25 protein-coding genes are annotated in these 26,659 nt (G+C 66.1%); 9 read left to right on the forward strand and 16 right to left on the reverse strand.

The features are described 5' to 3' along the window. Window positions 1-16: 16 nt before the first annotated feature. Complete coding sequence (locus AC1DEK_RS02830; protein ID WP_478123669.1) at window positions 17-1,186, reverse strand: hypothetical protein; 1,170 nt, start codon at window positions 1,184-1,186, stop codon at window positions 17-19. Window positions 1,187-1,331: 145 nt separating this feature from the next. On the opposite strand from AC1DEK_RS02830, the gene AC1DEK_RS02835 reads away from it, so the two are divergent. Beyond that, window positions 1,332-2,291, forward strand: coding sequence for a chitosanase (locus AC1DEK_RS02835; RefSeq protein WP_478123670.1), 960 nt, complete (start codon window positions 1,332-1,334; stop codon window positions 2,289-2,291). On the opposite strand, the gene AC1DEK_RS02840 is transcribed toward AC1DEK_RS02835, so the two are convergent. Further along, entirely contained in the window at window positions 2,284-3,231 is a 948-nt protein-coding gene (locus AC1DEK_RS02840; protein ID WP_478123671.1) for a DUF5996 family protein, read from the reverse strand. The two genes, AC1DEK_RS02835 and AC1DEK_RS02840, sit on opposite strands and share 8 nt — an antisense overlap. Before the next feature lie 320 nt (window positions 3,232-3,551). Then, window positions 3,552-4,853 carry an NUDIX hydrolase gene (locus AC1DEK_RS02845; protein ID WP_478123672.1) on the reverse strand — a complete coding sequence of 434 codons (1,302 nt, stop codon included), beginning with the start codon at window positions 4,851-4,853 and terminating at the stop codon, window positions 3,552-3,554. Window positions 4,854-4,974: 121 nt separating this feature from the next. On the opposite strand from AC1DEK_RS02845, the gene AC1DEK_RS02850 reads away from it, so the two are divergent. Together AC1DEK_RS02850 and yccS are read left to right on the forward strand one after the other, a co-directional pair. Continuing rightward, window positions 4,975-5,172: a hypothetical protein gene (locus AC1DEK_RS02850; protein ID WP_478123673.1), complete on the forward strand. Its 198-nt coding sequence runs from the start codon at window positions 4,975-4,977 to the stop codon at window positions 5,170-5,172. 94 nt (window positions 5,173-5,266) lie between these two features. After that, complete coding sequence (yccS, locus tag AC1DEK_RS02855) at window positions 5,267-7,507, forward strand: YccS family putative transporter (protein ID WP_478123674.1); 2,241 nt, start codon at window positions 5,267-5,269, stop codon at window positions 7,505-7,507. Here yccS and AC1DEK_RS02860 read toward each other — a convergent pair. Beyond that, window positions 7,494-8,030 carry a BON domain-containing protein gene (locus AC1DEK_RS02860; protein WP_478123675.1) on the reverse strand — a complete coding sequence of 179 codons (537 nt, stop codon included), beginning with the start codon at window positions 8,028-8,030 and terminating at the stop codon, window positions 7,494-7,496. The two genes, yccS and AC1DEK_RS02860, sit on opposite strands and share 14 nt — an antisense overlap. A 387-nt stretch (window positions 8,031-8,417) precedes the next feature. Next, window positions 8,418-8,753: a hypothetical protein gene (locus tag AC1DEK_RS02865; protein WP_478123676.1), complete on the reverse strand. Its 336-nt coding sequence runs from the start codon at window positions 8,751-8,753 to the stop codon at window positions 8,418-8,420. Window positions 8,754-8,863: 110 nt separating this feature from the next. Between AC1DEK_RS02865 and AC1DEK_RS02870 the strand changes: the two genes are divergently transcribed. The 4 genes from AC1DEK_RS02870 to AC1DEK_RS02885 all read left to right on the forward strand — a co-directional run bounded on the left by AC1DEK_RS02870 (window position 8,864) and on the right by AC1DEK_RS02885 (window position 12,688). Further along, window positions 8,864-10,612 (forward strand): hypothetical protein, encoded by a 1,749-nt coding sequence (locus tag AC1DEK_RS02870; RefSeq protein WP_478123677.1) that lies wholly within the window; start codon window positions 8,864-8,866, stop codon window positions 10,610-10,612. A 107-nt stretch (window positions 10,613-10,719) separates the two neighbouring features. Further along, window positions 10,720-11,619: a glutathione-dependent disulfide-bond oxidoreductase gene (gene yghU, locus AC1DEK_RS02875; RefSeq protein ID WP_478123678.1), complete on the forward strand. Its 900-nt coding sequence runs from the start codon at window positions 10,720-10,722 to the stop codon at window positions 11,617-11,619. Then, window positions 11,616-12,248, forward strand: a complete 633-nt coding sequence (locus AC1DEK_RS02880) for a glutathione S-transferase family protein (protein ID WP_478123679.1) — start codon at window positions 11,616-11,618, stop codon at window positions 12,246-12,248. Before yghU ends, AC1DEK_RS02880 begins: the two co-directional genes overlap by 4 nt. Before the next feature lie 17 nt (window positions 12,249-12,265). Next, on the forward strand, window positions 12,266-12,688 hold the full coding sequence (locus AC1DEK_RS02885) for a GFA family protein (protein ID WP_478123680.1): 423 nt from the start codon (window positions 12,266-12,268) through the stop codon (window positions 12,686-12,688). On the opposite strand, the gene AC1DEK_RS02890 is transcribed toward AC1DEK_RS02885, so the two are convergent. Next, window positions 12,673-13,575, reverse strand: a complete 903-nt coding sequence (locus AC1DEK_RS02890) for a LysR substrate-binding domain-containing protein (RefSeq protein WP_478123983.1) — start codon at window positions 13,573-13,575, stop codon at window positions 12,673-12,675. The genes AC1DEK_RS02885 and AC1DEK_RS02890 overlap by 16 nt on opposite strands. 124 nt (window positions 13,576-13,699) lie before the next feature. On the opposite strand from AC1DEK_RS02890, the gene AC1DEK_RS02895 reads away from it, so the two are divergent. Further along, window positions 13,700-14,455, forward strand: coding sequence for a sulfite exporter TauE/SafE family protein (locus AC1DEK_RS02895; RefSeq protein ID WP_478123984.1), 756 nt, complete (start codon window positions 13,700-13,702; stop codon window positions 14,453-14,455). An 82-nt stretch (window positions 14,456-14,537) separates the two neighbouring features. Further along, on the forward strand, window positions 14,538-14,894 hold the full coding sequence (locus AC1DEK_RS02900) for a hypothetical protein (RefSeq protein WP_478123681.1): 357 nt from the start codon (window positions 14,538-14,540) through the stop codon (window positions 14,892-14,894). Between the two features lie 43 nt (window positions 14,895-14,937). On the opposite strand, the gene AC1DEK_RS02905 is transcribed toward AC1DEK_RS02900, so the two are convergent. Genes AC1DEK_RS02905 through AC1DEK_RS02950 form a run of 10 tightly spaced genes read right to left on the reverse strand, consistent with a single transcriptional unit; the run spans window position 14,938 to window position 26,659 of the window. Beyond that, window positions 14,938-15,801 carry an isocitrate lyase/PEP mutase family protein gene (locus tag AC1DEK_RS02905; protein WP_478123682.1) on the reverse strand — a complete coding sequence of 288 codons (864 nt, stop codon included), beginning with the start codon at window positions 15,799-15,801 and terminating at the stop codon, window positions 14,938-14,940. After that, the gene (locus AC1DEK_RS02910) at window positions 15,798-17,210 is read right to left on the reverse strand and encodes an FAD-dependent oxidoreductase (RefSeq protein ID WP_478123683.1); all 1,413 of its coding nucleotides are present in this window, start codon (window positions 17,208-17,210) and stop codon (window positions 15,798-15,800) included. Before AC1DEK_RS02910 ends, AC1DEK_RS02905 begins: the two co-directional genes overlap by 4 nt. Window positions 17,211-17,212: 2 nt before the next feature. Next, on the reverse strand, window positions 17,213-17,827 hold the full coding sequence (locus AC1DEK_RS02915) for a cysteine hydrolase family protein (protein ID WP_478123684.1): 615 nt from the start codon (window positions 17,825-17,827) through the stop codon (window positions 17,213-17,215). Then, the gene (locus AC1DEK_RS02920) at window positions 17,824-19,887 is read right to left on the reverse strand and encodes a hydantoinase/oxoprolinase family protein (protein ID WP_478123685.1); all 2,064 of its coding nucleotides are present in this window, start codon (window positions 19,885-19,887) and stop codon (window positions 17,824-17,826) included. Before AC1DEK_RS02920 ends, AC1DEK_RS02915 begins: the two co-directional genes overlap by 4 nt. After that, window positions 19,884-21,587, reverse strand: coding sequence for a hydantoinase B/oxoprolinase family protein (locus AC1DEK_RS02925; RefSeq protein WP_478123686.1), 1,704 nt, complete (start codon window positions 21,585-21,587; stop codon window positions 19,884-19,886). The genes AC1DEK_RS02920 and AC1DEK_RS02925 overlap by 4 nt, the downstream gene beginning before the upstream one ends. Window positions 21,588-21,590: 3 nt before the next feature. Further along, entirely contained in the window at window positions 21,591-22,559 is a 969-nt protein-coding gene (locus AC1DEK_RS02930; RefSeq protein WP_478123687.1) for a Bug family tripartite tricarboxylate transporter substrate binding protein, read from the reverse strand. Between the two features lie 27 nt (window positions 22,560-22,586). Continuing rightward, window positions 22,587-23,921, reverse strand: a complete 1,335-nt coding sequence (locus tag AC1DEK_RS02935; RefSeq protein WP_478123688.1) for an MmgE/PrpD family protein — start codon at window positions 23,919-23,921, stop codon at window positions 22,587-22,589. After that, entirely contained in the window at window positions 23,911-24,423 is a 513-nt protein-coding gene (locus AC1DEK_RS02940; protein WP_478123689.1) for a LeuD/DmdB family oxidoreductase small subunit, read from the reverse strand. The genes AC1DEK_RS02935 and AC1DEK_RS02940 overlap by 11 nt, the downstream gene beginning before the upstream one ends. Next, window positions 24,420-25,697 (reverse strand): 3-isopropylmalate dehydratase large subunit, encoded by a 1,278-nt coding sequence (locus tag AC1DEK_RS02945; protein WP_478123690.1) that lies wholly within the window; start codon window positions 25,695-25,697, stop codon window positions 24,420-24,422. Before AC1DEK_RS02945 ends, AC1DEK_RS02940 begins: the two co-directional genes overlap by 4 nt. A gap of 5 nt (window positions 25,698-25,702) precedes the next feature. Next, window positions 25,703-26,659, reverse strand: coding sequence for a tripartite tricarboxylate transporter substrate binding protein (locus AC1DEK_RS02950; RefSeq protein WP_478123691.1), 957 nt, complete (start codon window positions 26,657-26,659; stop codon window positions 25,703-25,705).

A 26,659-nucleotide genomic window follows, 5' to 3' on the forward strand; every position in this document is an offset into this window, starting at 1 on the left:
GCAGGCGCGGCCACTCTCATTTCGAAAGCTTGCCGCGATCCTCGGAGCCTTCCTCCGGGCTCTTCTCGTGCGGCTTCACGGTCGAGCGGATGACCATCATCTTGTTCAGCAGATCGAACCAGAACGGCGCGCCGAACGAAACGCCGAAAGCGGTGATCAGCCAACCGAACACCGTCAGCACGCTGCGCATGTCGAAAACGCGGAAATCGTTCCAGCGCATGTGGGTCCAGCCGATCGGCAGATTGAGATCGGTCACGGCGTGGATTGCATCGGCGACTTTCACGTCCGCCTCGCGCAACGCAGCTTCGATTTCGGCGGGGGTCGGCTCCAACGCGCCTGCCGGAGCGGCCTGGGGCGCCTTGTGTGGAGCGCGCAATGCATCCACCGCACGCGTCATGCCACTGTCCGCAGATGCCTTCGCCGCACTGTCCGCGAGCTGTTGCCTCGCATTTGGATTCGCCGCCAAGAATTTTGCGAGGTAGATGGTGTCGACGTGCAGGGCCATCGCAATGATGACGCCGAGCCAGAACAGGATGTGCTGCGTGTCGCGCTTGAACCAGCCGGAGACGCGATCCATCGCGGCGTCGTACCACTTCTGGACTGCGTCCAACCCTTGCTCGACGTCGTCGCCCACAGGCGCAAGCGCGGCGAGGACACCCGCCGGCAGCGTGCCCCTCGACCTTGCCAGCGCTGCGCGAAGTTCATGGATCGACATCGCATTCGCGTGCGCGTCTGCATTCGGATTGCCAGCGCCAAGCACCGGAGCCGGTACGGCGGTGGCACCTGGCGCCGCGTCGGGCGGCGCAACATCGAGCTTGCCGGTGCGCGCCAGATCGACCAGTGCCAGCGCGAAGGTGCGCGAAGGGATGTACGAAGGCATGTTGGTCGGCGCGCGAAAGTAGCTGCCCACGATGGCCGGGATCCAGCTGAAGAACTTGAGCCCGCGGTAGTGCACCGTCTTCGGGTCGTACTCGCCGTTATAGAGCGCCGACACAAGCGGATGCCGATACACCGCCTCGACCAGTCGCGCATCTCCGAGCAGCTCCAGCAGTCCGTGCGCGAGGTGTTTGGCGCGCGCCTTCAGGCGAGCTTCAATTGCCTCGCGCACCGCGGACACCACCAGGCTCAGCATGAGGAAGATAAAGACCATTCCTACTGCGAGATCGAGCGTCGCGGACCCGAGCATGATGTCCTCCCTCCGGAAGCGTCGGCTGGAGGCCGATGTTGCGCGCCCCCTCCGTCGAACGCCATCCACTGAAAGAGAGATAGCCCGCCCGCATGCTTTCTGCTGCAATCGCCAGCGACAAGAACTCGCCAGAGGAGGGATCGCCATGACCGATGTCCAGGCGGTGGGCCCACTGCTCACCTCGACCCAGATCAAGAGCGCACGGGCGATCGTCAACCTATTCGAGACGGGCACGGTGCGGGGCGACTACGGCCAGGTGACCTTGATCGAAGGCGATACCGGGCACCTCACTTATGGCCGGTCTCAGACGACGCTCGGCTCCGGCAACCTGGCGACGCTGCTGCAGCGTTACTGCGCCAACCACGGCGCGCGGTTCGGCCCGCGGCTGGTCGAATCGCTGCCCCGATTTGCGAAGCGCGACCTCACGCTCGATGCGGATGCCAGGCTGCAGAACGTGCTGCGCGCATGTGCCGACGATCCCGTGATGCGCGATACCCAGGACGCCTTCTTCGAAGATGCGTACTGGCGACCTGCCTACGCCACGGCCGGCAAGCTCGGCATCGTCTCGCCGCTCGGTGTGGCGGTGGTGTACGACAGCAGCGTGCATGGCTCATGGGCACCCATTCGCGACAAGGCCGTCGCCGCGGTGGGCACCGTTCAATCGGCAGGCGAGAAGGCGTGGATCCAGGCCTATGTTTCGGCACGCCGCAACTGGATGGCGACCAACAAACGCCCCGACCTCCGCGCGACCGTCTACCGCATGGACGCATTCCAGCGCTTGATCGACCAGGGCTTCTGGGGTCTGGCGTTGCCGCTCGTCGTGCGCGGCCAGGAGATCTCGATGGCGACGCTCTCGGCGACGCCGCCGGGCTGCTACGACGGCCCCCTCCCCGGTTCTCGCGTCCTCGCAGTTCAGTCGCCGCTCGCCCGCGGGCTCGACGTGCGCCTGCTGCAGCTTGGTTTGTCGGACCTTGGAGCAGACATCAAGGCCGATGGCGTCTTCGGGCAAGCCTCATTCAAGTGCGTCAGGCAATACCAGGCCGCGCACGCGTTGCCGGCGACGGGCATTGCCGACGTGCCGCTGATCGCCGAGATCGTCAATTGAGATCGCGAGCGCTGCGTTCGAGCGGGGCCTTGCTCCACTGCCCGTTCTCCGAGGCAGCCTCGAAAGCGGATTGAAAGAACGCCAGCAAGACCCCCTCCGGATCGGGATCGTTGCGCACAGCCTCATACGGCAGCACGAACTCCCGCAACTGCGGGTCGTAACGCGCCGCTGCGGGCAACACTGCATGTGCGGCATAGCCGGGTGGTTCCGGATATGAATAGGCATAGAACGAAGGCTCCGCGACTACACCGCCGCCAGGCCAGAACCCGCAACTGGCGCATTCATGCGAATACGCCTCCACCATCACGCGGTCCGGGCAATTGGGCACACCGCCCGGATGTACCGGCGCCGTGCGTCCGGAAAACCGCGTCGCCGCCAAGTCGAAAGCGCCCCAGAAGAAATGCACCGGGCTCTGTTTGCCGTTGAAACCACCCCGAAAGCGCTTCAGCACCCGATCGGTGCTTGCAAGAATGCGCCACCAGCGGTTCACGGCATCAGCATCGTAGGCCGCGTGTTCGCGATCTTGCGCAAACGGAACGGCCGGGTCGACTTCCACCGGCGCAGCCCAGATCTCGTGCTCGACCCCAAGCGCCCGCAACCCGGACTGATACTGCGCGAACCAGTCGGCAACGCAGCAGGGCGCGAGTGCAAATCCGTGCGTCGCACCATCGCTGTTGCGCATGGCGATCGCATGCGAGATGAAATCGAATTCGACCTCGATGGTCCGCTCACCATAAGGCATGGCCGATGTCGTCAGTCCGCGCGCAGTGACGTAGAAAGCGACCTGCCACCAATGGTTCTCCACCGGCGACAGCGCCAGACGCGTCTTGCCGACGATCTGCGTCCACATGTGCAGGGTGGCATAAGTGTCGCGCCACCCTTCGAGCGGCAGCGCGGGCCACGCCTGCGTCGCTGCTGCCTGCCTTGCCAATGAGTCCATGCCGGGTCTCCGTCAAGTCGATGGGCGTCATGTTAGCCACGCTCGACCATAATCGCCGCACCGGATGCCTAGCAGTTCATTGTTTCAGCGGCGTGAACAGCCCTTCCGTGCAGCGCGGAGGTTTCGCCCCGCCCTGCGCCCGAAAATCGCCCGCTTTGTCTGACGGCTCGTTCCGACTCACTACCGATGGCCCTGCTTCGCCGATGCCTGCTGGACGTCCGAATCCGGCAAGGCGACCATGACGCCTCTTCGCTGGATTGCCGCGTGCTGGCGCGCGATCTGGAAGAACGCGTCGAACTCGCCCAAGATGAAGCCGCGGCTCAGACGCGCCTGAGAAAGCCGCTGCCCGGCGCCAGCCATTCGACGTCATCCACGGCCAATCCCGAAAGCTGATCCGCATCGCGGACGAAGAGCAGCTTCTCCTCCTCCAGCAGCCAGCACGGGTACGCATCGGGCGCCTGCGACGTGCGCACCATGCGGAGGACGCACCCGCCGATTTCGACTTGCTCGCCGTGTGCCGAATCGGGCGAATGCAATGCGAGCGTCCGGCGGATCGGACCCGGCGCCGACGCGAGCAGCATTGCCGCATGAGCCTCGTCGTCGGGAGACGCATCGATCAGCGCCCATTCGTCCCGCTCGCCCCCAATGAAATAGCTGTTGACCAGCACGCCGCCGCTGTGCCCGGTCACCCGCAGCACGCGGGGCGAAAGCCGCATGGCAACGCCGTGCGTGAGTTGATAGCGGCCGTGGCCCTGTCCGTCCGGGTCGATGCGCGAGAGCTCATCGTAGGCCGCCTCGCCCGGATTCACGGGCTTGCGACCGGCCGGGCCGTCCGCGAGGCGCGGCATGACCATGGGGACTTTGCGCAACCCGCGCGCGTGGTCGACGCACTCGGCGGCGCTGCCGAAGGCCGCGAGCTGCTCCAGGATGCGCCGCTGCACGTTCATCAGACGCAGTCCCCGGGCGGCTTCCAGCGCCTCGGCCGGGCGAAGCCACAGATGCTCGACGGTTTCGCGCCCATCGGGTCGCGCACTTTGCGCGGGTGGCGCCAAGGCCACGAAAAAACGCGTATCGAAGCGGCGCGGCATGCCCGGCGGCGTGAGCCAGTGGCTGAAATAGGCGAGGCGATCGACAGCAAGCCGCCATCCCCGGCTCTCGCAGAGGCGCAGGAATGCGTCGCCGCCCTCTTCCACCGCGAGCCGCATTGCTGCAACTTCCTGCGCCGGCATGTCGACCAGCGGCACGAGCCGGTCGTCCGAATCGTGCGCGTCGTTCGCGAACAGCAATCCAGCTTCTTCGAAGCACTCGCGAATGGCGGCGGCGTAGTAGTCGAGCCCGTTCGCCGACACGGAGAGACACTGGCTGGCGGCAAAGTCGTCGACGCCAGCGCACAGCGTCCGCAGTGCACGGTCGCCCACATCGAGCGTTCCGCCGGGAAAGACTGCCGCGCCGCTGTTCTGATCCGCTTCTTTTTCGGCGCGGCGCAGCATCAGCACCTCCATCCCCGAGGGGCCGTCACGCAGCACGATCAGCGTGGCGGCGAAACGCACAGGGCGCACGGCCGCTGATGCCGTGGCCATCGCTGAAGGCGCGGTGGTTGAAAGATTCGTGGAAGTCGTCATGGACCAGGGCAAAACCTGCTTTGATAACCCGAAATCGACCGAAAGGCAAGAATCGTTTTGATGAGGCGCCCGCAAGAAGCTTGTTTCAAACTTCGCCCTTGATGACAAGGCGGAGACCCCGGTGGTCAAGAAGATCCAGCTCAATGACGAACAGTGGAAGACCCTGCAAACGCTGCTGGAGGCGAACACGCAGCGGCAGCCGACCCACACCATCAAGGTTTCCGAGCGACTGCGGTCCAACGGGCTCGTGTCGTCGGACCCGCAAGGCTGCAAATTCGTGACCGAACAGGGTCTCCAGCGCCTGAACCAGGGTCGCTGAACCCAGGATCGGGTGGCGGGCGTGGGAACCGGCCCAGGCGCGTTGCCTACTTTTCCTGACACTGCCGTGGCACGCATCGTGCACAACCCTGTCGATGGTCTCCTCCACCGTCGAAAAACTGCGCCAAGCGCTGCGCCAGGTTCTCAGCCGCGCACAAGCCTTGCGCGTATTTCTCACCCTTGGAAGCCTGATGGCGACTTGTGCGCTGCTCGGGCATCCGGACGCGGTCACGCCGCTTTTCCTGGGCGCTATCGCCAGCGCGCTGGCTGAAACTGACGACAGCGGGCGCGGGCGCCTTCGCGCGCAGATCGTGACGCTCGCCTGCTTCGCCGCCGCCGCGGCGGCGGTGGAGGCATCGATCCGAACACCCCTCCTGTTCATCATCGGCCTCGCCGTCGCGGCGTTCGTGCTGACGATGCTGGGCGCTGTCGATGCGCGCTACAAGGCCGTCGGCTACGCCACGCTCATCCTCGCGATGTACACCACGCTGGGGATCGAAAATCAAGGCGCCGGCGCCACCCGGAGGCAGCAGGAGATCGTTCTGCTGCTGGCCGGCGCCGCCTGGTATGGCGTTTTCTCCGTCGCGTGGAGTGCTGCTTTCCCGGCGCAACCGGTCCAGGCTCGCCTGGTGCGGCTGTTCTCGGTGCTCGGAAACTACGTGCGCTTCAAGGCTTCGCTGTTCGAGCCGCTGCGGGGCATCGACTTCGAGCGCAAGCGGCTTTCGCTGTCGCAGCTCAATGCCGAAGTCGTGAGCGAACTCAACGCTGCGAAGGAAGCCATCTTTCGCCGCCTCGGCAAGCGTGCGCCGACCGGCCGCATCGCGCGCTATCGCGGCCTCTATCTGATCGCGCAGGACATCCACGAACGTGCGAGTTCGTCGCACGGCGACCACAACGCTCTGGCGGACGCCTTCTTCCACAGCGACCTGCTCTACCGCTGCCAGCGCGTGCTCGATTTGCAGGGCCAGTCGTGCTTGCGGCTCGCGCAGTCGATCGCGCGGCGCGAGCCCTTCACCACTGACGCCGCGACCGTTCAGGCACTGGCCGAACTGCGCGGGGCCATCGAGCATGAGCGCATTCACGCACAGGAACCGGGTCGCACTTCACTGCTGGCGTCGGTCGAAGCGCTGGCGCGCAATCTTGCTCGACTCGATGGGCAGCTCGCAGGCGCGACGCAGCCGTCGGCAAGCGCCGGACGAAACGACATGGGCCTGCTCGACCGAACGCCGCGCTCCACCCACGACGTCGTGGAGCGGGTGCGGAGGCAACTCACGCCGCAGTCGCCGCTGTTCCGCCATGCGACGCGGCTCGCCATTGCGCTTTTCGCTGGTTGGTGCGTCATGCGCCTGATTCACCCGATGCACGGGTATTGGATCTTGCTGACCACCCTCTTCGTGTGCCAGCAGACCTGGGGCGACACCGTTTCGCGGATGGGCCAGCGGATGGCAGGCACTGCCGTCGGCGTGGTCGCCGGATGGGCGCTGTTGGGGCTGTTTCCGCAGCATTGGCTTCAGTCGTTGCTTGCCGTTGCGACGGGCGTGCTCTTCTTTGCCACGCGCGGAACGCGCTATCTCATCGCGACCGCATGCATGACGGTGCTGGTCCTGATGTGCTTCAACCAGGTGGGCGACGGCGGGATGCTGATCGTTCCGAGGCTGATCGATACCGCGATCGGCAGCCTGATTGCGGGCCTGGCGATGCTGCTGGTCTTGCCGCACTGGCAGGCGCGGCGCTTCAACGAACTCGCCGCCACGGCCCTGCGCAACCATGCGGGTTACCTGCGCGAGATCGCCTCCCAATACCGTGCAGGTCCGCACGACGACCTGCCTTACCGGCTGGCGAGGCGGAATGCCCATAACGCCGACGCCACGCTGGCGATTGCGGTGTCGGAGATGTTTAGGGAACCGGGCTTCGTGCGGCCGCGAGCGGGGCTTGCGCTGCGGTTCCTGATCCACTCGCACACCCTTCTGAGCTATTTGTCGGCCCTTGGAGCGCATCGCGTGGCGCTGAAGGACCCGGCGCAGGCCGCCGCCATGAAGGTCGCCGCCGACGAAACGGCAAGCGTGCTCGAGATGCTGGCCGCCGGGGTGGAACGCGCAGCGTCCGATCCCGATGAAGCGGCGGCCAAGCTCTCCGCGCACACGACGCTGGCGCCGCTCCCGGCTGCCGAAGCCGCTGAACCGGGCGAACCGGGCGAAGCGGCGGAAGCGACCGTGCATCTGGTGCGAACCGAACTCGGGCTCGTCGCACTGCAGATTGAAGCTTTGCGCGAACAGGCGCGGCAGTGGCTGCAGCTCAAGGAGGCAGCGCCCGTGCTGGCGATTACATCGACTTGACTTCAATTTCGTTGTCGACGGTTCCGACGCCCTTCACACCCTTGGCGATTTCCCCCGCGCGCGCTTTCGCGGAAGCGGTGGGCGCGGCGCCAGCCAGGCGAACCGTGCCGCCTTTGGTCTGCACGTCGATGCGGGCGGCGTTCAGTTCGGGGTCCTTTGAAAGCGCCGATGAAACCGAGGTCGTGATGGCCGCATCGTCGGTCGCCGATGCGGCGGAACTTCCCAGGTTCTCCAGCGCGTTCTTCACCGCTTTGGCATCTTGCTTCACCTCGGGGGATTCGAAATAGGCCCTGGTCTTGTCGCGGGCGGTGTCCGCCAACTCCGCAGCCTTTTCGGCACCTGCGGCGGCGGCTTTCCTGGTTTCGGCGACGGCGGAATCGAGTTGCTGATTGGCTGATCCGCTGGCGGGATCGTTGGCCGACCGATCGGTGCAGGCGGCGAGCGTCAGCACCCACGTCGCCGAAAAAATCGCAAACAGCGCCACCAGCGGACTTGGCTTCCTGCTCCAGCTCTTGTTTCTCATTGGGATCACTCCTGTTGATTGCACGACGAGGACGCGCCCCGCGACCCCAATCTAGGCGCCGCCATGCCGCGCGACGCGCCGAAGCGACCTCAACGCGCTGTAGGCCGAGCGCGCAAAACAGCGGTCGCAAAGCTGCCATTTTCGATCTCGCATGATGGAAGCTACTTGCCTGCTGTTACATGCAATACCTGCATCTAATGAGGAGGTTCCCACCAAAGTCGTCACTGAGCAATACCGTTGTAACAAGCTCCCCAGTCCACAAAACACATCAGGAAAGGAATTGCAAGAAAGCTTGCCGGGTAGGAAGCGTCCCACGTACAAACCGGGCTCTTCTCAATCTTTAGGTCTTTTTCTTGAAAACTTTAGATAAAAGTTCGCTTCTGCTGCTTATTGCAGCAGGAACACTCGCGGGATGCGGGGGTGGAGGGAGTGGTGGCGGTATGGGCGCGTTCGCCGGAACCGGCACCACCGGCACAGTGGCTGCAGCGCCGACAGACGCAAGCGGAACCGTCGTCGCAGACGCCGGTTCGACGATCGCTGCAGATGGCACCGCACCGGATGCAAAAGACACCGATTTGGAGAAATGGCGTCGCCGGAATTCGACGGCACCTGCTCCGGCGCCTGCGCCTGCACCAGCACCAGCACCAGCACCAGCACCGGCGCCTGCTCCAGCACCGGCACCTGCCCCGGCGCCCGCTCCAGCACCGGCACCGGCACCGGCACCGGCGCCGGCTCCGGCCCCCGCGCCTGCTCCGGCCCCAGCACCGGCTCCTGCCGCCAGCGGCGACATCGTCGATTCCAACCTTGCGGTCAATCCGTCTTCCTACGTGCAGATGGCGGCCCAGCTCAGCAAGGATGCAGGTATTGCCTATCGCTACGGTCCCGATGCGCCGAGCTACGGCACCGCCAACTCCGGTCCTTCCCTGATCAAGCGGCCGGATACCCAGCTCAATGCTCCGGCACAGAACGTTCCCTTCTTCTGGTCGGTGGGCGGACCTGTGTCGGGCAACGCGGGGCTTTTCTCCACGAACCAGGCCAACATGCTGTTCGCGGCCGACGACACGAGCAAGCGCGTCGGCGTGAGCCTGCTGCAGGTCTCCGGGTACATGTACAACGTGTTCGCGCAGATGCCGCAGCTTCCCTGGCAGATCTACCAGGCAGGCCAAGGCATCGACTCGCCCAACGTCATGAACTACAAGGCGGCGGGCATCGCAACTGGTGATCCAGTAGCCATCGGCCGCTGCTCGGGTCGCGCCGGCTTCTGTGCCGAAGGCGTGGTGGCGTTCCAGAACGGCACGCTCGGCACCGTCGGCAGCAACACGGCCAGCAACAACGCCACGACCAAGCTGGCGGCCAACAAGGTGCCTACGGGCGTCGCAGTGACCAACGGCAACGAGTTCGCACTCGTCACGGTGTGGGACACGGTCGCCCTCAAGGGCCAGGTCGCCGTCGTGGCGCTGGCCGGATTGTGCGACGGCTGCGATGCATCGAATTCGTCGGCCCACACGTCCAACGGCGTCTCGTACTCGGCCTGGCACAACTGGTGGAACGACTGGATCGGCGTCTATCCGGGCCTGCCCAACATGGGCAACACCGCCTTCATGAAGGTGCTGGGCTACGTCGACATTCCCGGAATGACGGCACCGACCGAAATCGCGGTCACTACCGGCCTGGACCCGTTCAGCAGCGTCCTGCCCGGCGGCATCTTCATGGGCGCCCCCAACTCGCCTCTGGCGAGCAACTGGCAGAGCTTCGCGAGCGGCGGCGGCAATTACGGCCGCTATGCCAAGGGCGGCGTTGCGGTGGTGGTTTCCAAGTCGGAGCAGAAGGCGGCCTTCATCGACCTGAAGCCACTCTTCAGCTACATCAACAGCATGTACTTCAGCTCCAACGTGGGGGCCACGAGCAACTACGGCCAAGGCGCCGACCAGTGGCCGTACACCTTCGACAAGGTGTCGTCGCAGATGCCGACCGTGATTAAGACCGTGTCGCTGGGCAACCGCCCGACGGCCGTGAAGACCACGCTGTTCGGCGGCTCGCCTCGCGCCTGGATTGCCACGCAGGACGGGACGCTGCACATCTACAGCCTGGATGGTTATGCACCCGGCGCCTCGGTTTCCACCGGGTCGGCAAGCGCGATCGCTGAAGTGGGCACGGTCGGCGGCATCGGCCGGAATCCGACCTCGCTGGCCACCTCCAAGGGTGAACCGGGCGGCTGGGGTGGAGATTTCCTGAATCAGCAGGTGATCGTAGGATCGCGCGGCGACAACAAGATCTCCTGGGTACGGTTTGCCTCCGGCGGCAACAGCGGCAGCATTGTGCGGACCATCCAGCACAACCAGCTGACGGACCTGATCGCCGTGGAAGATGCCGACAACTTCGCCAACGCGAACAACGTGGTGAGCGTGACCGACTACGGCGGCAAGGCGGTTCGCAACTACCGCTACGGTCCGGTGATCTTCTCTGACGGCGGCGCTTGCCCGCAGCCCAGCGGATGCCCGACCAGCGGAGCCGCGGAATACGGCGGCGGCATGACGGTCCCCGGCAAGCCGTTCCAGATCACGACCTCGAACGTGCCTTGATGCTTGCCATCTGACCGGCCTCTTTGGCCCAACCCGAAAGCCCGCCTCGTGCGGGCTTTTTTTTGGACTAGCCGCTACAGTCCTCAGGCTTTCCCGGAGATCACCGCATGAATGAATCGACCGATACGCCCGACACAACAAACACGCCCGACAAGCCCTACACGCCGCCGACCGTCTGGACCTGGAACAAGGAAAGCGGCGGACGCTTCGCCAACATCAACCGACCGATCGCGGGCCCGACCCATGACAAGGATCTGCCGGTCGGCCGCCATCCATTGCAGCTCTACTCGCTCGCCACTCCGAACGGCGTCAAGGTGACGGTGATGCTGGAGGAATTGCTGGAACTCGGCCACAAGGGCGCCGAATACGACGCCTGGCTGATCCGCATCAATGAAGGCGAACAGTTCGGCAGCGGCTTCGTGGCGGCCAACCCGAATTCCAAGATTCCGGCACTGATCGATCACAGCGGGCCGACGCCCGTTCGCGTCTTCGAATCCGGCGCCATCCTGATGCACCTGGCCGAAAAGTTCGGCGCCTTCCTCCCGACCGACACAGCCAAGCGCGCCGAATGCCTTTCATGGTTGTTCTGGCAGATGGGAAGCGCGCCCTTTCTCGGAGGCGGCTTCGGCCACTTCTATGCCTACGCGCCGACCAAGATCGAATACGCCATCGACCGCTACGCCATGGAAGTCAAGCGCCAGCTCGACGTGCTGGACCGGCGGCTGTCCGAGAGCGCATACCTCGGCGGCGACGACTATTCGATCGCCGACATGGCCATCTGGCCCTGGTACGGCACGCTCGCCAAAGGCCAGTTGTACGAGGCCGGCGAGTTTCTTCAGGTGCACGAATACAAGAACGTGCTGCGCTGGACCGACCAGATCGCCCGGCGGCCCGCCGTGCAGCGAGGCCGAATGGTCAACCGCACCTGGGGCCAACCTACAAGCCAACTGCATGAGCGCCACGACGCCGCAGACTTCGACACCCGCACGCAGGACAAACAAACATGATCACCCTCTACGACTGCGCCACTGCGCCGAGCCCGCGCAGGGCTCGGATCCTGCTGGCCGAGAAAGGCGTCACCTGCGAAACGATCCAGGTCGACCTGAGAAGCGGCGAGCAGTTCGGCGACGCCTTCCGGCGCGTCAACCCGCAATGCACGGTGCCGGTGCTGCTCACGGAGGATGGATTGCGACTGACCGACAACGCCGCCATCACGGCCTACATCGAAGCTCGCTACCCCGAACCACCTCTGCTGGGACGCACGCCCGAGGAAAAGGCCGAGATTGCAAGCTGGAACTGGCGCGTCGAATTCGAGGGGCTTCTGTCGATCGCAGAGGGGTTGCGCAACAGCGCGCCCGCCATGGCCAATCGGGCGCTGCCCGGGCCGGTGGACTATCCGCAGATCCCTGAACTGGCGCAGCGTGGGTTTGCCAAGGCGCAGCAGTTCCTGATCAACCTGAATGAGCGACTGGCACAACGGGAATTCATCGCCACGGACCGGCTGAGCATCGCCGACATCACGGCCGTGGTCGCGGTGGACTTCGCGCGCGTCATCAAGGTCAAGCCCGGAGAAGAGCACCCTCACCTGCTGCGCTGGCGTTCGGCACTGGCACAGCGCGCGTCGATGTCACTCTAGGGCAGGAGGGCAAGGCGATGATCGTCAAAGGTGGGTGCCACTGCGGCAACATTTCCTTCGAGCTTACGTGGCAGCCCGACCCCGCTGAAATTCCGGCGCGTGCATGCGGCTGCTCCTTCTGCGTCCGGCACGGCGGCATCTGGACGTCGAACCCGGGCGGCGCGCTCCGGGTTTCGATTGCCGATCGGTCACTGGTCTCCAGCTATTCTTTCGGAACGCGGACGGCCGATTTCCATGTCTGTTCCCGCTGCGGCGTCGTGCCCTTGGTGACCAGCACGATCGATGAACACACTTATGCCGTGGTGAACGTGAACGCGTTCGACAACGTGGCCCCGTCCCTCCTTCGACACACGCCTGTCTCGTTCGACGGAGAGAGCGTCGAGTTGCGGCTCCAACGCCGAAAGCGAAACTGGATCGCCGACGTTCACTTTCTTTCCTGAGGCGCATCCACCAGCAGATGGGCCAACATCCTTCGGGCGTTCAGCGGTAGTTCTTCCTCACGGCGCACGCATGCCAGCAGATGCCGCGCCGCCCACGCGTCGGTGATGGCGATTCGGCTTGTCTTCGTCGGCGCAGCGCAGCGTTCGGCAGCAAGCTTCGGCACGATGCCGACGCCGACGCCCTGTTCGACCATGCGGCACACTCCCTCGAAACTGCGCACGCGCACGCGATAGAAAAGGCGCTTGCCGAGTCGCCTGGCATGCAGCGCGATGTGCGACTCGAGCGGGCTGCCTTCCGCCAGGCCGACGAATTCGCAGTCGACCAGTTCGGCCAAGGTCACGCGGCGGCGTCGTGCCAGCTTGTGTCCGCGTGGAACCACCACAACGAGGTCGTCGCGCCGGAATACGAAGTGCTGCAAGCCTTCGACGTCGGCGGCATCAGAGACGATGCCGATGTCGCACAGCCCTGCTCGCACCGCATCGACGATGTCGGTGCTGGGCTGCTCTTCGAGGTCGACGGAGACACGAGGGTTGCGCGCCAGAAAATCGCTGAGCGCCTCGGGCAGGTGCTCGGTGATCGCCGAGGTGTTGCACAGCAAGCGCACGTGCCCTTGCAGACCGGCGCCGTATTCGCTCAGCTCGCCGCGCAAGCGCTCTGTCTGCAGCAACACGAGCCGCGCATGGTGCACCAGCGTGCGGCCGGCTTCGGTCGGCTTCACGCCTTGCTTGGCGCGGAGCAGCAACGGCGTGCCGAGCGAATCTTCCATGCCGATCACGCGCTGGCTGGCCGACGCCAGCGTCATGTGCGTCTGCGCGGCGCCGCCGGTGATGGTGCCGCTCTCGATGATGTTGACGAAGAGCCGCAGGTCGGTGAGGTCGAATCGCATGCGCAGCAAGTTAGCACAGCATCCTCAGTCCACGGCTGAGGATGCGTCCGCGAGTTCCGCATTTTCGGCAGCGGCCGTTTTCGCGAGACTCGCAACCATGTTCTCGATGCTCTCCATGCATTCCATGTTGTCCGTGTTCTCCCCTCACAGTCTTTCCGTGTGGGCGCTCGTCGCTGCGGTCTTCGTCTTCGCGGGGGTGGTCAAGGGCGTGATCGGCCTCGGGCTGCCGACGCTCTCGATGGCGCTGCTCGCGCTCTGGATGCCGCCCGCCGAAGCCGCGGCGTTGCTGATCGTGCCTTCTCTGGTGACCAACGTATGGCAACTGCGACCCTGGCGGTCCGTGGTGCCGGTCGCGCGGCGCCTGTGCGGAATGCAACTGGGCATCGTCGCTGGCACGCTGGCAGGCGGGTGGTGGTTCGGAGCACCGGCGGGCGCGGGAGCAACCATTGCGCTCGGAGTGGCCCTCGCAGCCTATGCGGCATGGGGGCTGCTGGGTCGCAGTGTCCATGTGTCGAAGCAAAGCCAACGCTGGCTCGGCCCGGTGACGGGGGCGCTGACCGGTGCCGTGACAGCGCTCACCGGCGTCTTCGTGCTCCCGGCGGTGGTCTACCTGCAAGCCTTGGACCTGTCGCGCGATGAATTGATCCAGGCGATGGGCCTGTCATTCACGACGTCCACCGTCGCGCTTGCGGTCGCCCTGGCTGGCCAGCACGGCTATTCGGCGCCGCTTGCAGGCGCGTCCCTGGCCATGCTGGTGCCTGCGCTCTGCGGCATGGCGGTGGGCCTACGGGTGCGTTCGCGGCTTTCGATGCAGATCTTCAGGCGCTGCTTCTTCATCGGGCTTGCGCTGCTGGGCGCCTACATGGTTGCGCGCGGATAGCAACCGGACCAAAGGTATTGAAAAGAAACCAAAGTACTAATACGCTACAGCTTTTGCATCCGGGTGGGAAGGAGAGTTGCCCATGCGAGCCCTTGTATCGATCCTGGTCAGCGTCGCGCTTTTCGTCAGCTCGATCGCTGTGTGGTGGTTCTACATGCCGGTCTGGAACGTCGAGACGAACGTCCGAAAGCAGCTTCCAGACGGCTTCGCGAGCTTTTCCGGGGTGAAGTTCAACCGGGCCACAGGCGCCGGTTGCGGCTACGTCAATGCCGCCAGCATCCCCGGCGCGCCCCATGGCAAGACCCACTTCGTCCTCCTGCCGGATGGGACCGTGAAGTTCGACCCGAACGATCGAGTCACCGGAACCACGCTTCAGCAGCTCGAAGCGCTGCGCAGGCACGCGGACTATCTCGCGCTGGTGTACGAGCGCTGCGCCTGAGGCCGGCGCCGAGCGCCGAGCGCCGAGCGCCGAGCGCCGAGCGCTATTCGTACTTCTTGCCGGCCAGCATGAGTTCCGGCGTTCCGATGACTTCGTTCAGCGCATCGAAGTCGAGCATCTGCGAGCGCCAGGGCTGTGTGGTCCGGTGCGCATGGAGGCTGGCGTAGTAGCCCTGCAAGGTATGCGCGACGGCCCGCGCGGTCCCGCCGGGAAAGATCGCGATGCGGAAGCCGTGCGCCTGCAGCGCGTCCGCGTCCTGAATGGGCGTCTTGCCGCCTTCGACCATGTTGGCGAGCAATGGCACCCGCTCCGCGAAGCGTCCGCAGGCCGCATCCATCTGCTCGGGGGAGCGCAGTGCTTCGATGAAGAGCGCGTCTGCACCGCAAGCCAGATAAGCCTCGGCCCGGTCGAGCGCAGCGTCCAGCCCCTCGACCGCGACTGCGTCCGTGCGCGCGAGGATGAGCGTGTCGCTCGAGGTGCGCGCATCGAGCGCCGCCTTCAGCTTGCCGACCATCTCGCGCTCGGGCACGACCGCCTTGCCGTCCAGATGACCGCAGCGCTTCGGAAAGGTCTGGTCCTCGATCTGCACCATCGCCGCACCGGCACGTTCGAAGCCGCGCACGGTCCGCTGGGTATTGAGCGCATTGCCGAAGCCGGTGTCTGCATCGACGATCACGGGCAGACTCACGCGCTCGGTGATGCGCGCCAGCGTATCGGCGACCTCGGTAAAGGTGGTGAGCCCGATGTCAGACCGGCCCAGGCGCGTGTAGGCAATCGAGGCGCCGGAGAGGTACAAGGCCTCGAACCCGGCCTGCTCGGCAATCAACGCGCTCAGCGCGTCATAGACGCCTGGCGCCAGCACGATGTCCTTGGAGCCAAGGCGTGCCCTCAATGTCTTGTTTGTCATGTGGATGAATCCCTTGAATGAACGAGCGCAACAGCCGTATGCGCCGCGATGTACCCGCCGGCCACGGCGCTCAGGAGCCCATTGCCGGAGAGATAGCCCCAGACCTCGTCGCCCGAGACGCCGCCCGCGGCACCGCCTGCCGCCAACAGATTGCTGAACGGAGTACCGTCCTGCCGAAGCACGCGCATATCGCCGTCCACGTCCAGGCCGCCCTGGGTGTGGAACAACGCGCCCGTCACCTTGACGGCGAAAAATGGCGCCGTGAGCGGGCGGCTGAAGACACGCCCGTCCGGCTGGGGTGACTTGTCTTGCAACGTCGCCAGCGTGTGTTCGACTACGGAAGCCTCGCAGCCGATGCACGCCGCGAGATCGGCCACCGTCTCGCAACGCCGAAGCGCTCCCGCTGCCTCCGCTTCGCAGAAATCCGGAAAGCCGTGCGCAAGTGCCAGCAGCGGCGTATCGAAGACGTTCCACGCAATGCCGCCCGGCTGCGCGAGCACGTGCACGGCCGCCTCTGAATACCCCTGCGTCTCGTCGTGAAAGCGCCGGCCTTCGCGGTTGATCTGCACGCCGCCTTCCATCATCACGGCCCATGACATCAGCGCGCCCTGCGGCGTCACCCACGAACCGTGCCCCTGATAGCCGCCAAGGTCGCGCAACCGAGCACCCAACCCGACGCCCCACTGGATCGCACTGCCGTCGTTGCCGACGTGGCCGCCAAAGCTGGCCTCCGCCATCTCGGGCAGCAACGATCGCACCATCGCCGGATTGCCACCAAAACCATTGCAGGCGAGCAGCAGTGCATCACAAGCCAGCGATTCGCGATGTCCATCGGGCCTCTGGTAGTCGACGCCGATCACGCGCTCGGCGTTGTCGAGCACCAGTGTGTCGACGACTGCCTGCGTCAAGACCGGGATGCCTGCCGCTTGCACTGCGGCCTGCAAGCTCGCCATCAGTGCGGCACCCGTCTTCTGCGGCAGCGCATGCATTCGATGCACGCTGTGGCCCGGGTACAGGAATCCATCGAGCAGGATCCAGTTCAGTCCGTGCCGCTCCTGCAGTGCGTCGATGGCCGGCCCGACGGCGTTTGCGTACGCTTCGACCAACACCGGCGCCGCTCGCCCATGCGCTTTGGCCTGGATGTCCGCGGCAAAGCGCGCAGGGCTGTCGTCCGGCACCCCATGCGCACGCTGCACACGCGTCGCGGGCGCGGGAATGAAGCCTGAGGACAAGGCCGTCGATCCGGTTGGCGCAGCGTCGCGTTCAAGCACCACGCAGTCGACGCCGGCGTCGCTCAGCATCAGCGCCGCAGTGAGTCCGCACGCGCCGCCGCCGACGATGGCCACGCTGACGTGCACATCCGCATCGATGGCGGTCGCCCGCCGAATGCGCCGCGAAGATTCATCCATGGTCATCGCAGTGCATGCACGAAAGCTGCGCAATCCGTGACCTCGGCCACGTTGCGCATGTCGGCCAGCGAAGTCTGATGCCGCTCTTCGCCGAAAGCCGCGCAGCCGTCGGAGAGCACCAGCGTGCGGTAGTCGCGCATGTGCGCATCGCGCACGGTGCTGGCGACCCCGCCATTCGTCACGATGCCGCAGACCGCCACGGTGTCGATGCCGGCGCGGCGGAGCACCCAGTCGAGCTGAGTGTTGAAGAAAGCCGAATAGGCCACCTTGCTGACCGTGACGTCGATCAGTCCCTTCAGGGCGTCGACATTTGCCTGCCCCCAACTGCCGGGCGCGAAATCGCCCTTGCGGAGGTACGGCCGCAGGGCCTTGAGGTGGGGCGACACCATCGGCTCGCCTTTGGCATCGGGCCACAGCGTGAACTGGCTCGCCACCACCATGCCGCCTGCGGCTTTCAGCGCGCCTGCGACTTCGGCGACCCGCGTAGGCAAGAGCAGCGCAGGCGGATTGGTGTCACCGCCGCGCGCATAGGCCCCGTTCGGATCCAGGAAGTCGTTCTGCAGATCGATGATGACCAGCGCCGTCTTCGCCCCTGCGGTCGGTTCGCCGCTGCTCATGAAGGCCTCACCAACAGGTTGCCGTGCGCATCGACCTCTCCATGGAAGCCGGGCTCCAGCCACACGGTCGTGTCAGCTTGTTCGAGGATCGCGGGTCCGTCGATGCGCGTCCCGACCGGCAAGTCGAGTCGTGCATAGCGCAGCGCGTCGTGCCATTGTTTGTGGTGGAACACGCGCTGCGTGCCGAGCGGCTCTATGCTGCCAGCACCTTCGGGCGCCAGCACCGCAAGATCGAACTTGGGCCGAACGCCGATGCGGGCATAGCGCAGGTTCATCACGCGGATCGGAATGCCGTCGAGCACACGGCCGAAGGCGGACGCATAAGCCGCCTCGAACGCCGCACGGATCGAAACGGTCGTCAGCGGCTTGCTGCGCGCATCGGGCAGTTCCACCGGCAGTGTGTGCGTCTGGCCCGCATAGAGCATGTCCAGCGCGACGATCTCGCGGACTTCGTCGAAGCGCACGCCCGACGAATCCAGCCGTCGCTGGCAGTTGGCCGCCAGTTCGTCGATGCGGCGTTGCAGTTCGCCCACGTCGAGTTCGGCAAGCGGTCGATTGATGGTCTGTACGGCGTCGTGGCGCATGTCTGCAATCACGCAACCCAGCGCCGACGTCACTCCCGGGTAGCGCGGCACGATGCCTGTGCCGACGCCGACCTCGCGCATCATGGCGCACACATGCAGGGCGCCGCCGCCACCGAATGGCATGTAGGCAAAACGACGCGGATCATGGCCGCGCTCGATCGACACCAGCCGGATCGCACCCGCCATGCGCGCATTCGCAACCGTCAGGATCGCCTCTGCTGCCGCGTACACGTCGAGACCCAGCGGTTGCGCCACTTGTTCATCGATGGCCTGGCGTGACTTCTCGGCGTCGAGCGCCGCAAGCAGTCCACCACCGAGTGGCCGATCGGCTGCGATCCGGCCGAGCAGCACATTGGCATCCGTCACGGTCGGGCGCATGTTGCCCCGCCCATAGCAGGCCGGCCCCGGCACGCTGCCCGCTGACTCGGGGCCGACCTGAAGCATGCCGCTCGCATCGACGGATGCGATGGAACCGCCGCCTGCGCCGATCGTCTCGATCTGGATCATCGGCGAGCGAATCACCATGCCGAATTCGATGGCCGTCTGCGCGGCCAGCGCGGCCTCGCCATTGGCGACCAGCGAGACGTCGAACGATGTCCCGCCCATGTCGCCCGTGATCGCATTCGGAAAGCCCGCCGCGCGCGCAATCGCCGCGCATGCAATCACGCCCGCCGCGGGGCCCGATAGCGCCGTGCGCACGGGCAAGTCGCTCGCCGTCTGGCGGGACATCACGCCGCCGTTGCTCTGCACCACCAGCAATTCGCCCGCGAAGCCCTGATTGCGCAGATCCGATTCAAGCCGGGAGAGATAGCTGCCCACCACAGGCTGCAGTGCGGCGTTGAGCGTTGCAGTCGAGCATCGCTCGAACTCGCGGATCTCCGGCAGCACTTCGCTGGCGGACGTCACGTGCGCGTTGGGCCAGATCTCGCGCACGGCCGCCACTGCGAGCCGTTCGTTTTCCGGGTTCGCGTAGGTGTTGATGAAGAACACGCAAACCGCCTCGCAGCCTTCGGACAGCAACGCTCGCGCCTCTGCCCGAATCTGATCGAGGTCGACGGGGGTATGCAGCGTGCCATCGGCCAGCACGCGTTCGTCCACTTCGCGCCGCAGGTCGCGCGGCACGACTGGCAGGAAGCTGCCGCGCAGGCCCCAGGTCTGAGGGCGGTCGCGGCGGCGCATTTCGAGCACATCGCGAAAGCCGCGCGTGGTGATGATGCCGGTGCGCGCGACCTTTCGTTCCAGCAGCGCGTTGGTGCCGACCGTGGTGCCATGCACGATGGTGGCAATGGCGGCAGCCGAGTCGGCCACGCGCGCCACACCGTTCATGAAGCCGCGTGCCTCTTCGCCGCGCGTGGACGGCACCTTGACGATGCGCGCCGTGCCGCTTGCCTCGTCGAGCACGAAAAGATCAGTGAACGTGCCGCCGACGTCGACGCCCACGACAAGGGATTCGCTGGATTTGCCTGTGGGTATCATTCGGAAGCCTTCTTCTGCGGAGAGATGGGGGTGGTCGCGGTGTCGTGGGTCACGTAGCCCAAGGCCCGATCCTGTTCTCGCTGTTCAGGACGGCGCTCGGCCGCACTGCCCCAACCGCCTCCGCCTGGCGTTTCGAGCCGCACGCGTTCGCCGCGCGCAAGCTGGATTCCGCGCATCTTGGAGACCATCGGCGGTTCATGCCAGGCACCTTCGTTTTCATAGCGAAAGACATTGACCGCGCCCGACCCGCCGCCCGCGATTCCCTTCGGTGGCGAGGTGCCGCGTTCGCCGAAGACGAACACTTCGGCATCCTTTTCGAGCAGTTCGATTTCATAGACCGCGCCGAGCCCGCCACGGTACTGACCGTCGCCGCCGGAGTCGGCGCGCAGCGACCATTCGGTGAAGCGCACCGGATACGCGGCTTCCAGAATCTCCAGCGGCGGAATCGTCGCGGTGGAAATCGGCGCGTTGCCGTGCGAAAGCCCGTCCCCGCCCGAATGCCCGCCATGGCCGCCGCCGAAGAAGCTGAACATCACCCAGCGCTGGCCCTCGCGCCCCTTGTCGCTGCGATGCCCTGCGATGGAAAGCGCATTGATGGTGCCGTAGGCCTGCGCCACGGCGCGCGTCGGATCGGCCTTGGCCGCGGCGCTGAAGATCACGTCGATCATGCGCAGGATGGTTTCCGTGTAGCCGCCGACCGGCCGCGGCCTCTCCGCGCTGATCACCAGCCGGTCGGGAATGACGAAGTCCACCGCATCGAGCACGCCCGCGTTCGCCGGCACATCGGGGAAGAGATGCTTGAGCGCGACGTAGCAAGCCGCAATGGCGGTCGCGCGCGAGATGTTCACAGGCCCCGCGCACTGCGGTGAGGTGCGGGAAAAGTCGAGCAGCAGCCGGTCGCCCGCGACGGTCATGTCCAGCGCAATCGTCAGCGGGTCGTTGGTGATGCCGTCGTTGTCGAGCACGTCCTCGAAGCTGTAGCGGCCGTCGGGCAACGACGCAATGTGCGAGCGCATCAGGCGCAATGCACGGCTGCGCAACTCGCGCAGGGCCTCCAGCACGAGGTCATCGCCGTACTCGTCGAGCAAACCGTTGAGCCGCCGCGCGCCCAGCTCCAGCGCGGCGAGCTGGCCGTTGAGGTCGCCCCAGAGGCTGTCCGGCAGGCGCGTGTTGGCCTGCAGGATGGCAAGCACGTCGCGATCGAGTTCACCACCGCGCACGATGCGCACCGGCGGAATCTGCACCGCCTCCTGCCAGCATTCGGTCGCGGCGGGGTTGTAGTTGCCGGGCACCGCGCCGCCGACATCGTGCCAATGCGCGGCCGAAGCCATGTGGCAATACAGCTTGCCATTGCGAAAGAAGGGCCGCACCAGCTTGAAGTCGTTGGCGTGCGTGCCGCCGTCGTAGGCGTCGTTGCTGATCCATATGTCGCCGTCTCGCATGCCGCCGCGCGGCTCGGCTGCCGCCATGGTCGCGCGCACCGCGAAAGCCATCGCACCGACGAACACCGGCAGCCCCGACTTGCCCTGCACGAGCGTGTCGCCCGTGGTGGCGTCATAGAGCCCATGGCAGGCATCGTGCGCCTCGGCAATGATCGGATTGAAGGCGCTGCGATAAAGCGTCGCGTCCATTTCATCGGCCACCTGTTCGAGGCGGCCGCGCAGGACTGCGAGCGTGACGGGGTCGAGTGTGTCGTTCATGGTTCAGTCCACCTTGGCGCCGCTGGTCTTCACGACCTTGGCCCATTTGTCGATCTCGCGCTTGACGTGCGCGCTGAATTCCGCCTGCGTGGAGCCAACGGGCTCGGCGCCCAGCCCGGCGAGTTTCTCGCGCACGTCGGGCAGCTTCAGGATGCGTTGCACTTCCGCGGAGAGCTTGTCGACCACGGGCTGCGGCGTGCCCTTGGGCACGAACAGGCCCGACCAGGCATCGGCATAGAAGCCCGGGTAGGTTTCCGCGATGGTCGGCAGGTCCGGCAACGCGGGCGCACGGTGCAGGCTGGTGAGCGCAATGGCGCGCAGCTTGCCGGCCTTGACGTGCGGTAGCGCCGACGGCAGGCCGTCGACCATCATCTGCACCTGGCCCGCGAGCAGGTCGGCCACGGCCGGCGCGCTGCCTTTGTAGGGCACGTGCGTGATGTCGACGCCGGCGTCGGCCTTGAGCATCTCCATGCCGAGGTGCGCTGCCGTGCCGTTACCGAGCGACGCGTAGTTGAGCTTGCCGGGTTCTTTCTTCGCAAGCGCCACGAGTTCGGCGAGGTTGTGGGCCGGCACCGACGGATGCACCACCAGCACGTTGGGCACCACCGCAACCTGGCTGATGGCGACGAAGTCGGTCACGGGGTCATAGGGCATCTTGCTGTAGAGCGAGGTGTTGATGGCATGCGAGCCGGTCACGCCCATCACCAGCGTGTAGCCGTCCGGCGCCGACTTGGCGACGAGGTCGGAGCCCACGTTGCCGCCCGCACCCGCTCGGTTGTCGACCACCACCGGCTGTCCCCAGTGCTCGCTCATCTTCACCGCGACGAGGCGTGCCGCCGCGTCGGTGGCCCCGCCCGGTGGGAAGGGCACGACCAGCCGGATCGGCTTGTTCGGGAAGTCGCCCGCCTGCGCCGCCGCGAGGAGCGGCAGACAGATGAGCAGCGTGCTGGCAAGGTGGCGCAGAAGTTTCATGGTGGTGGGCAGGGAGAGTGGATCGGGTCAGGCGGCGAGCTGCCGCCACAGTGCGCCGAGAGGGGTGTCGGCGGAAGCGTCGAGCACGCCGTCGCAGAAGCGAGCGGCCAGCGGGCCGGCCACGCTGTGCGCGGCGTAGTGAGTGAACTTGGCGGCGAGCGCCGCGCGGTCGAGCGGGCTGGCGGCGTCGCCCGCGATGACGCCGACGGCTTCTTCGAACGTGCCGCTGTCGTGCGTCACCGTGAGCGTGGCGCCGCGCTGCTTGCGCGCGGTGAGTTCGGCATCGGGCTCCAGCACCACAAGCGCTTCGAGGCGGCGGAGCTCGGGGTCTTCAAAACGCGGCGCGGCGTAGAGCGACGGATCGACATCACCGAAGCACAGCATCCCTGCGATCCCGAACGACAGGCTGAACTGCGCCTGGATCGGCGTGCGCGGTGCGCGGTTGCCGCAATAGACGATGGCTTCCTCGTACACCTTCAGCACGATGCGACGGATGCCGGCGGTGCCGTGGACCAGTTGTTCGCGGATGCGGCGCGCGGCAGTCGCGCCATAGTGCACGTGACGCACGGCCGCGAAAGGCTTGAGGTAGGCGTCGCGCAGCAGCAGCGTCGCCGCGTCCGGCAACGGCTGCGCAGCCGCGGCCGAATGCTCGAGCGCGTAGTGCGTCAGCGCACCGGCCGGTGCGTCGATCCCGGCCAGGCTCGCGAAGGCCGCTTGCAGCCCCAGCGATGCACTGTGGCCGAGGTAGGTATTGCGCGCAGTGCGGCCCTCCCGCACCGGCAGGTAGAGGCTGGTCGCCAGTTGGCAGGCCGCGATGTCGACAGCCTGCGTGATGCCCGCCGGAGGCAGGCCCAGCAGCCGCGCGACACCCGCAGCCACGCCGAGCGCGGGCCAGTTTGCGTCGACATGCATGCCGGGCAGGATGCGCATCCACGCGCCGCAGCGCGCACCGATTTCGTAGCCGAGCACGAAGGCGTCGATGAACTCGCCAAGACTGGCGCCGCGCCGCAGCGCGAGCGGCAGCAGCGCCGCCACCAGCGGCACTCCGGGCCGGCCGTGCGCGAGCGCGTGGCCTTCGCAGGCTTCGTCCCAGGTCGCGGCCATGGCCACGACCTGCGCGGCGGACTGCACGCTCAGCAACCGGCCGCCGGGAAACGCAAAATCGCCCGGCTCGCAGGCGGCCAGCGCAGCTTCGAGGCGCCGAACTTCATCCGCATGCCGGCCCGCGAGCGCGCAGCCGACCGTATCGACGAGCAGGCGCCGAGCCTGCAACGCAGCCTCTGCCGTGGCCGGCTGCGCCGCGTGCAGCGCCACCGTGGCCTGCAGGACGGCGCGTTGCGGATCGTCGTCCTCAGTGCGCATCGGCTCTCCTTCCGTCCGCCATCTGTCGGCGCAGCAGCCGCAGCAAGCCACCGGCATCGACCATGTCCATCAGGAATCCTGGAACCGGTTCACAGGCGAGCGTGCGCGCATCAGCGGTGCGCACGGCAGGCGTGCGGGTGTCGAGTTCGATGCGATCGCCGTCCTGCAGCGATTCGGCTTCGGCGCAGGTCAGCAGCAGCAGCCCGACATTGAACGCGTTGCGGAAATACAGCCCGCTGTAGGACGGGGCGATCACCGCAGCCACGCCGAGCTGGACCAGCACGGCAGCGGCCTGCTCCCGTGAAGAGCCGATGCCGAAGTTAGGGCCCGCCACGATCACGTCGCCCGGCCGCACCTCGCGGGCGAATTCCGGCCGGACCGATTCGAGGCAGTACTGCGCGATGCGGTCGATGCCGTGTTTCATCGCGTGGCCGGGCGCGAGCACGTCGGTGTCGATGTCGGCACCAAGGCGCCAGACGCGGTGCTTGGTTCCGGCGGTCATTGCAGCACCTCGCGAGGATCGGTCACTCGGCCACGCAAAGCCGCTGCAGCCACGGTGTAGGGCGAGGCCAGATAGACCTGCGCCGTCGGCGACCCCATGCGTCCCTTGAAGTTGCGGGCAGTGGTGGAGATGACAGTGATGTCGTCCCCCATCGGATCGCCGTAGCCCGAACAGGCGCCGCACGCGGTCGGAAACAGTTCGGCCCCGGCATCCATCAGCACCTGCAAGACACCCTCCTCGCGCGCCTGCTCCTGGTCACGAATACTGGCGGGCGCGACGATCAAGCGAACGCCCGAAGCAACCTTGTGCCCGCGCAGCACCTGCGCAGCGGCACGCAAGTCTTCGAGCTTCGCGCCGGTACATGCGCCGATGTAGGCCACATCGATGGGCGTATCGGCGTAGTGGCTCACGCCTTGCGAATTGGCCGGGCTGTGTGGCGCGGCAACATGCGGCTCCAGCGTGGCCGCGTCGAAACGATGACGCGTCAACTCGGCACCGTCGTCCGTGAACCAGGGCGCCATGTCCACTTCGGGCGCGCCGGCTTCCGCGAGAAAGGCGGCAGTGGTGGCATCGGGTGCGATCAGCCCGGCCTGGGCGCCGAGTTCGGCGCTCATGTTCGACAGCGTCATCCGCTCCTGCATCGACAGCGCCTTCACCGCCGGCCCGGCGAACTCGACCGCCTGATAGCGCCCGCCGTTCATGCCGAAGCGGCCGATCATGTGCAGCATCATGTCCTTGGCCGTAACGCCAGGAGTCAATGCGCCATCCCACCACATCTGGATGGTCTCGGGCACGCGCAGCCAGATGCTGCCGGTGACCACCACGCCGAGCATCTCGGTGCTGCCCACGCCGAACATGTAGGCCCCGAAGGCACCGCCCGTAGGCGAGTGCGAATCGCCGCCGACGCACAGCATGCCCGGCCGAATGTGGCCGTGCTGCGGCACCACCACGTGGCAGATGCCCTGGCTGTCGTAGACGTGAGGCAGTTGCTGGTCGCGGGCCCAGTCGCGTGCAATGCGCACGATGCGGCGCGAATCCTCGTCGCGCTCGGGCACGTAGTGGTCCATCACGAGCACGACGCGCGAGCGGTCCCATATCTGGGCGCCGAGTTCCTCGAGCATCGGCTGGAGCCTGCGCGGGCCCGAGGAATCGTGAAACATCGCCATGTCGACCGCGCAGGTCACGATCTCGCCCACGGCCACTTGCTCGCGTCCGCTCGCACGTGCGATGAGCTTCTGCGCCAATGTCCGGGCTGGAATTCGTTCGGATGCCATGGCGATCACTCCGGCTTGGCGCCCGAAAACTTCACGACCTTTGCCCAGCGCTTGATCTCGCTCTGCACGAAAGCGCCGAATTCTTCGGGCGAATTGCCGACGGGGATCGCGCCTTCGGCTTCCAGGCGACGCTGCATGTCAGGCTGCTTGATGGCATGCCGGGCCGCGTCGCTGATCTTCTTGACGACGTCCGGCGCCATGTGCGCGGGGCCGAAGAGGCCGAACCACGCGCTCGATTCGTACCCGGGCAGCACTTCCGCGATGGCCTGGACATCGGGAAAAGCGGGCAGCCGCTTGGCCGAAGTGACGCCCAGCGCCTTCAGCTTTCCGGCCTGGATGTGCTGCTGCACATTGCCGACTGCCGCGAACATCAACTGCACCTGGCCAGCCAGCAGATCTTGCACGGCAGGCGCAGTACCGCGGTAAGGAATGTTCACGATGTCCACGCCCGACTGCATCTTGAAGGCTTCGCCTGCCATGTGCAGCGATGAACCCACGGAGCCGATCGCGAAGTTGAGTTCGCCCGGCTTGGCCTTGGCGAGCGCGATCAGCTCCTTCACGTTGTTCGCCTGCACCGACGGATGAGCGACCAGGATCGACGGCGACGTCGCAACGCAGGTCAGCGCGGTGAAGTCCTTGACCGGATCAAACGGCAGCTTCGGATAGAGCGTCGCGTTGATCGCATGGCTGGTGAAGCTCATCAACAGTGTGTTGCCGTCGGGCGCGGCCTTGGCGACCGCCTCGGCGGCGATGTTGCCGCCGGCACCGGCGCGGTTCTCGACGATCACTGTCCTGTCGAGCGCCGGCCCCATGCTGGCGGCGAGTGTGCGGGCCAGTGTGTCGGTCGATCCGCCGGCAGGTGCGCCGACGAGGATTCGAACCGGCACCTTGCCCACCTGCGCGAGCGCGCCGCTTCCGAGTGCGGCGGCGACGGACGAAATCAGGATGTCTCTGCGTTTCAC

Source organism: Variovorax sp. 10N420 (assembly GCF_056394705.1).

Coding starts and splice junctions, on each gene's coding strand:
- AC1DEK_RS02930 (WP_478123687.1), bottom strand. CDS start 22,559: ATGAAACTTCTGCGCCACCTTGCCAGCACGCTGCTCATCTGTCTGCCG.
- yghU (WP_478123678.1), top strand. CDS start 10,720: ATGAATGAATCGACCGATACGCCCGACACAACAAACACGCCCGACAAG.
- AC1DEK_RS02880 (WP_478123679.1), top strand. CDS start 11,616: ATGATCACCCTCTACGACTGCGCCACTGCGCCGAGCCCGCGCAGGGCT.
- AC1DEK_RS02910 (WP_478123683.1), bottom strand. CDS start 17,210: ATGGATGAATCTTCGCGGCGCATTCGGCGGGCGACCGCCATCGATGCG.
- AC1DEK_RS02925 (WP_478123686.1), bottom strand. CDS start 21,587: ATGAACGACACACTCGACCCCGTCACGCTCGCAGTCCTGCGCGGCCGC.
- AC1DEK_RS02935 (WP_478123688.1), bottom strand. CDS start 23,921: ATGCGCACTGAGGACGACGATCCGCAACGCGCCGTCCTGCAGGCCACG.
- AC1DEK_RS02900 (WP_478123681.1), top strand. CDS start 14,538: ATGCGAGCCCTTGTATCGATCCTGGTCAGCGTCGCGCTTTTCGTCAGC.
- AC1DEK_RS02905 (WP_478123682.1), bottom strand. CDS start 15,801: ATGACAAACAAGACATTGAGGGCACGCCTTGGCTCCAAGGACATCGTG.
- AC1DEK_RS02840 (WP_478123671.1), bottom strand. CDS start 3,231: ATGGACTCATTGGCAAGGCAGGCAGCAGCGACGCAGGCGTGGCCCGCG.
- AC1DEK_RS02890 (WP_478123983.1), bottom strand. CDS start 13,575: ATGCGATTCGACCTCACCGACCTGCGGCTCTTCGTCAACATCATCGAG.
- AC1DEK_RS02895 (WP_478123984.1), top strand. CDS start 13,700: ATGTTGTCCGTGTTCTCCCCTCACAGTCTTTCCGTGTGGGCGCTCGTC.
- AC1DEK_RS02920 (WP_478123685.1), bottom strand. CDS start 19,887: ATGATACCCACAGGCAAATCCAGCGAATCCCTTGTCGTGGGCGTCGAC.
- AC1DEK_RS02830 (WP_478123669.1), bottom strand. CDS start 1,186: ATGCTCGGGTCCGCGACGCTCGATCTCGCAGTAGGAATGGTCTTTATC.
- AC1DEK_RS02915 (WP_478123684.1), bottom strand. CDS start 17,827: ATGAGCAGCGGCGAACCGACCGCAGGGGCGAAGACGGCGCTGGTCATC.
- AC1DEK_RS02940 (WP_478123689.1), bottom strand. CDS start 24,423: ATGACCGCCGGAACCAAGCACCGCGTCTGGCGCCTTGGTGCCGACATC.
- AC1DEK_RS02945 (WP_478123690.1), bottom strand. CDS start 25,697: ATGGCATCCGAACGAATTCCAGCCCGGACATTGGCGCAGAAGCTCATC.
- AC1DEK_RS02885 (WP_478123680.1), top strand. CDS start 12,266: ATGATCGTCAAAGGTGGGTGCCACTGCGGCAACATTTCCTTCGAGCTT.
- AC1DEK_RS02870 (WP_478123677.1), top strand. CDS start 8,864: ATGGCGGCCCAGCTCAGCAAGGATGCAGGTATTGCCTATCGCTACGGT.
- AC1DEK_RS02860 (WP_478123675.1), bottom strand. CDS start 8,030: ATGAGAAACAAGAGCTGGAGCAGGAAGCCAAGTCCGCTGGTGGCGCTG.
- AC1DEK_RS02845 (WP_478123672.1), bottom strand. CDS start 4,853: ATGACGACTTCCACGAATCTTTCAACCACCGCGCCTTCAGCGATGGCC.
- AC1DEK_RS02835 (WP_478123670.1), top strand. CDS start 1,332: ATGACCGATGTCCAGGCGGTGGGCCCACTGCTCACCTCGACCCAGATC.
- yccS (WP_478123674.1), top strand. CDS start 5,267: ATGGTCTCCTCCACCGTCGAAAAACTGCGCCAAGCGCTGCGCCAGGTT.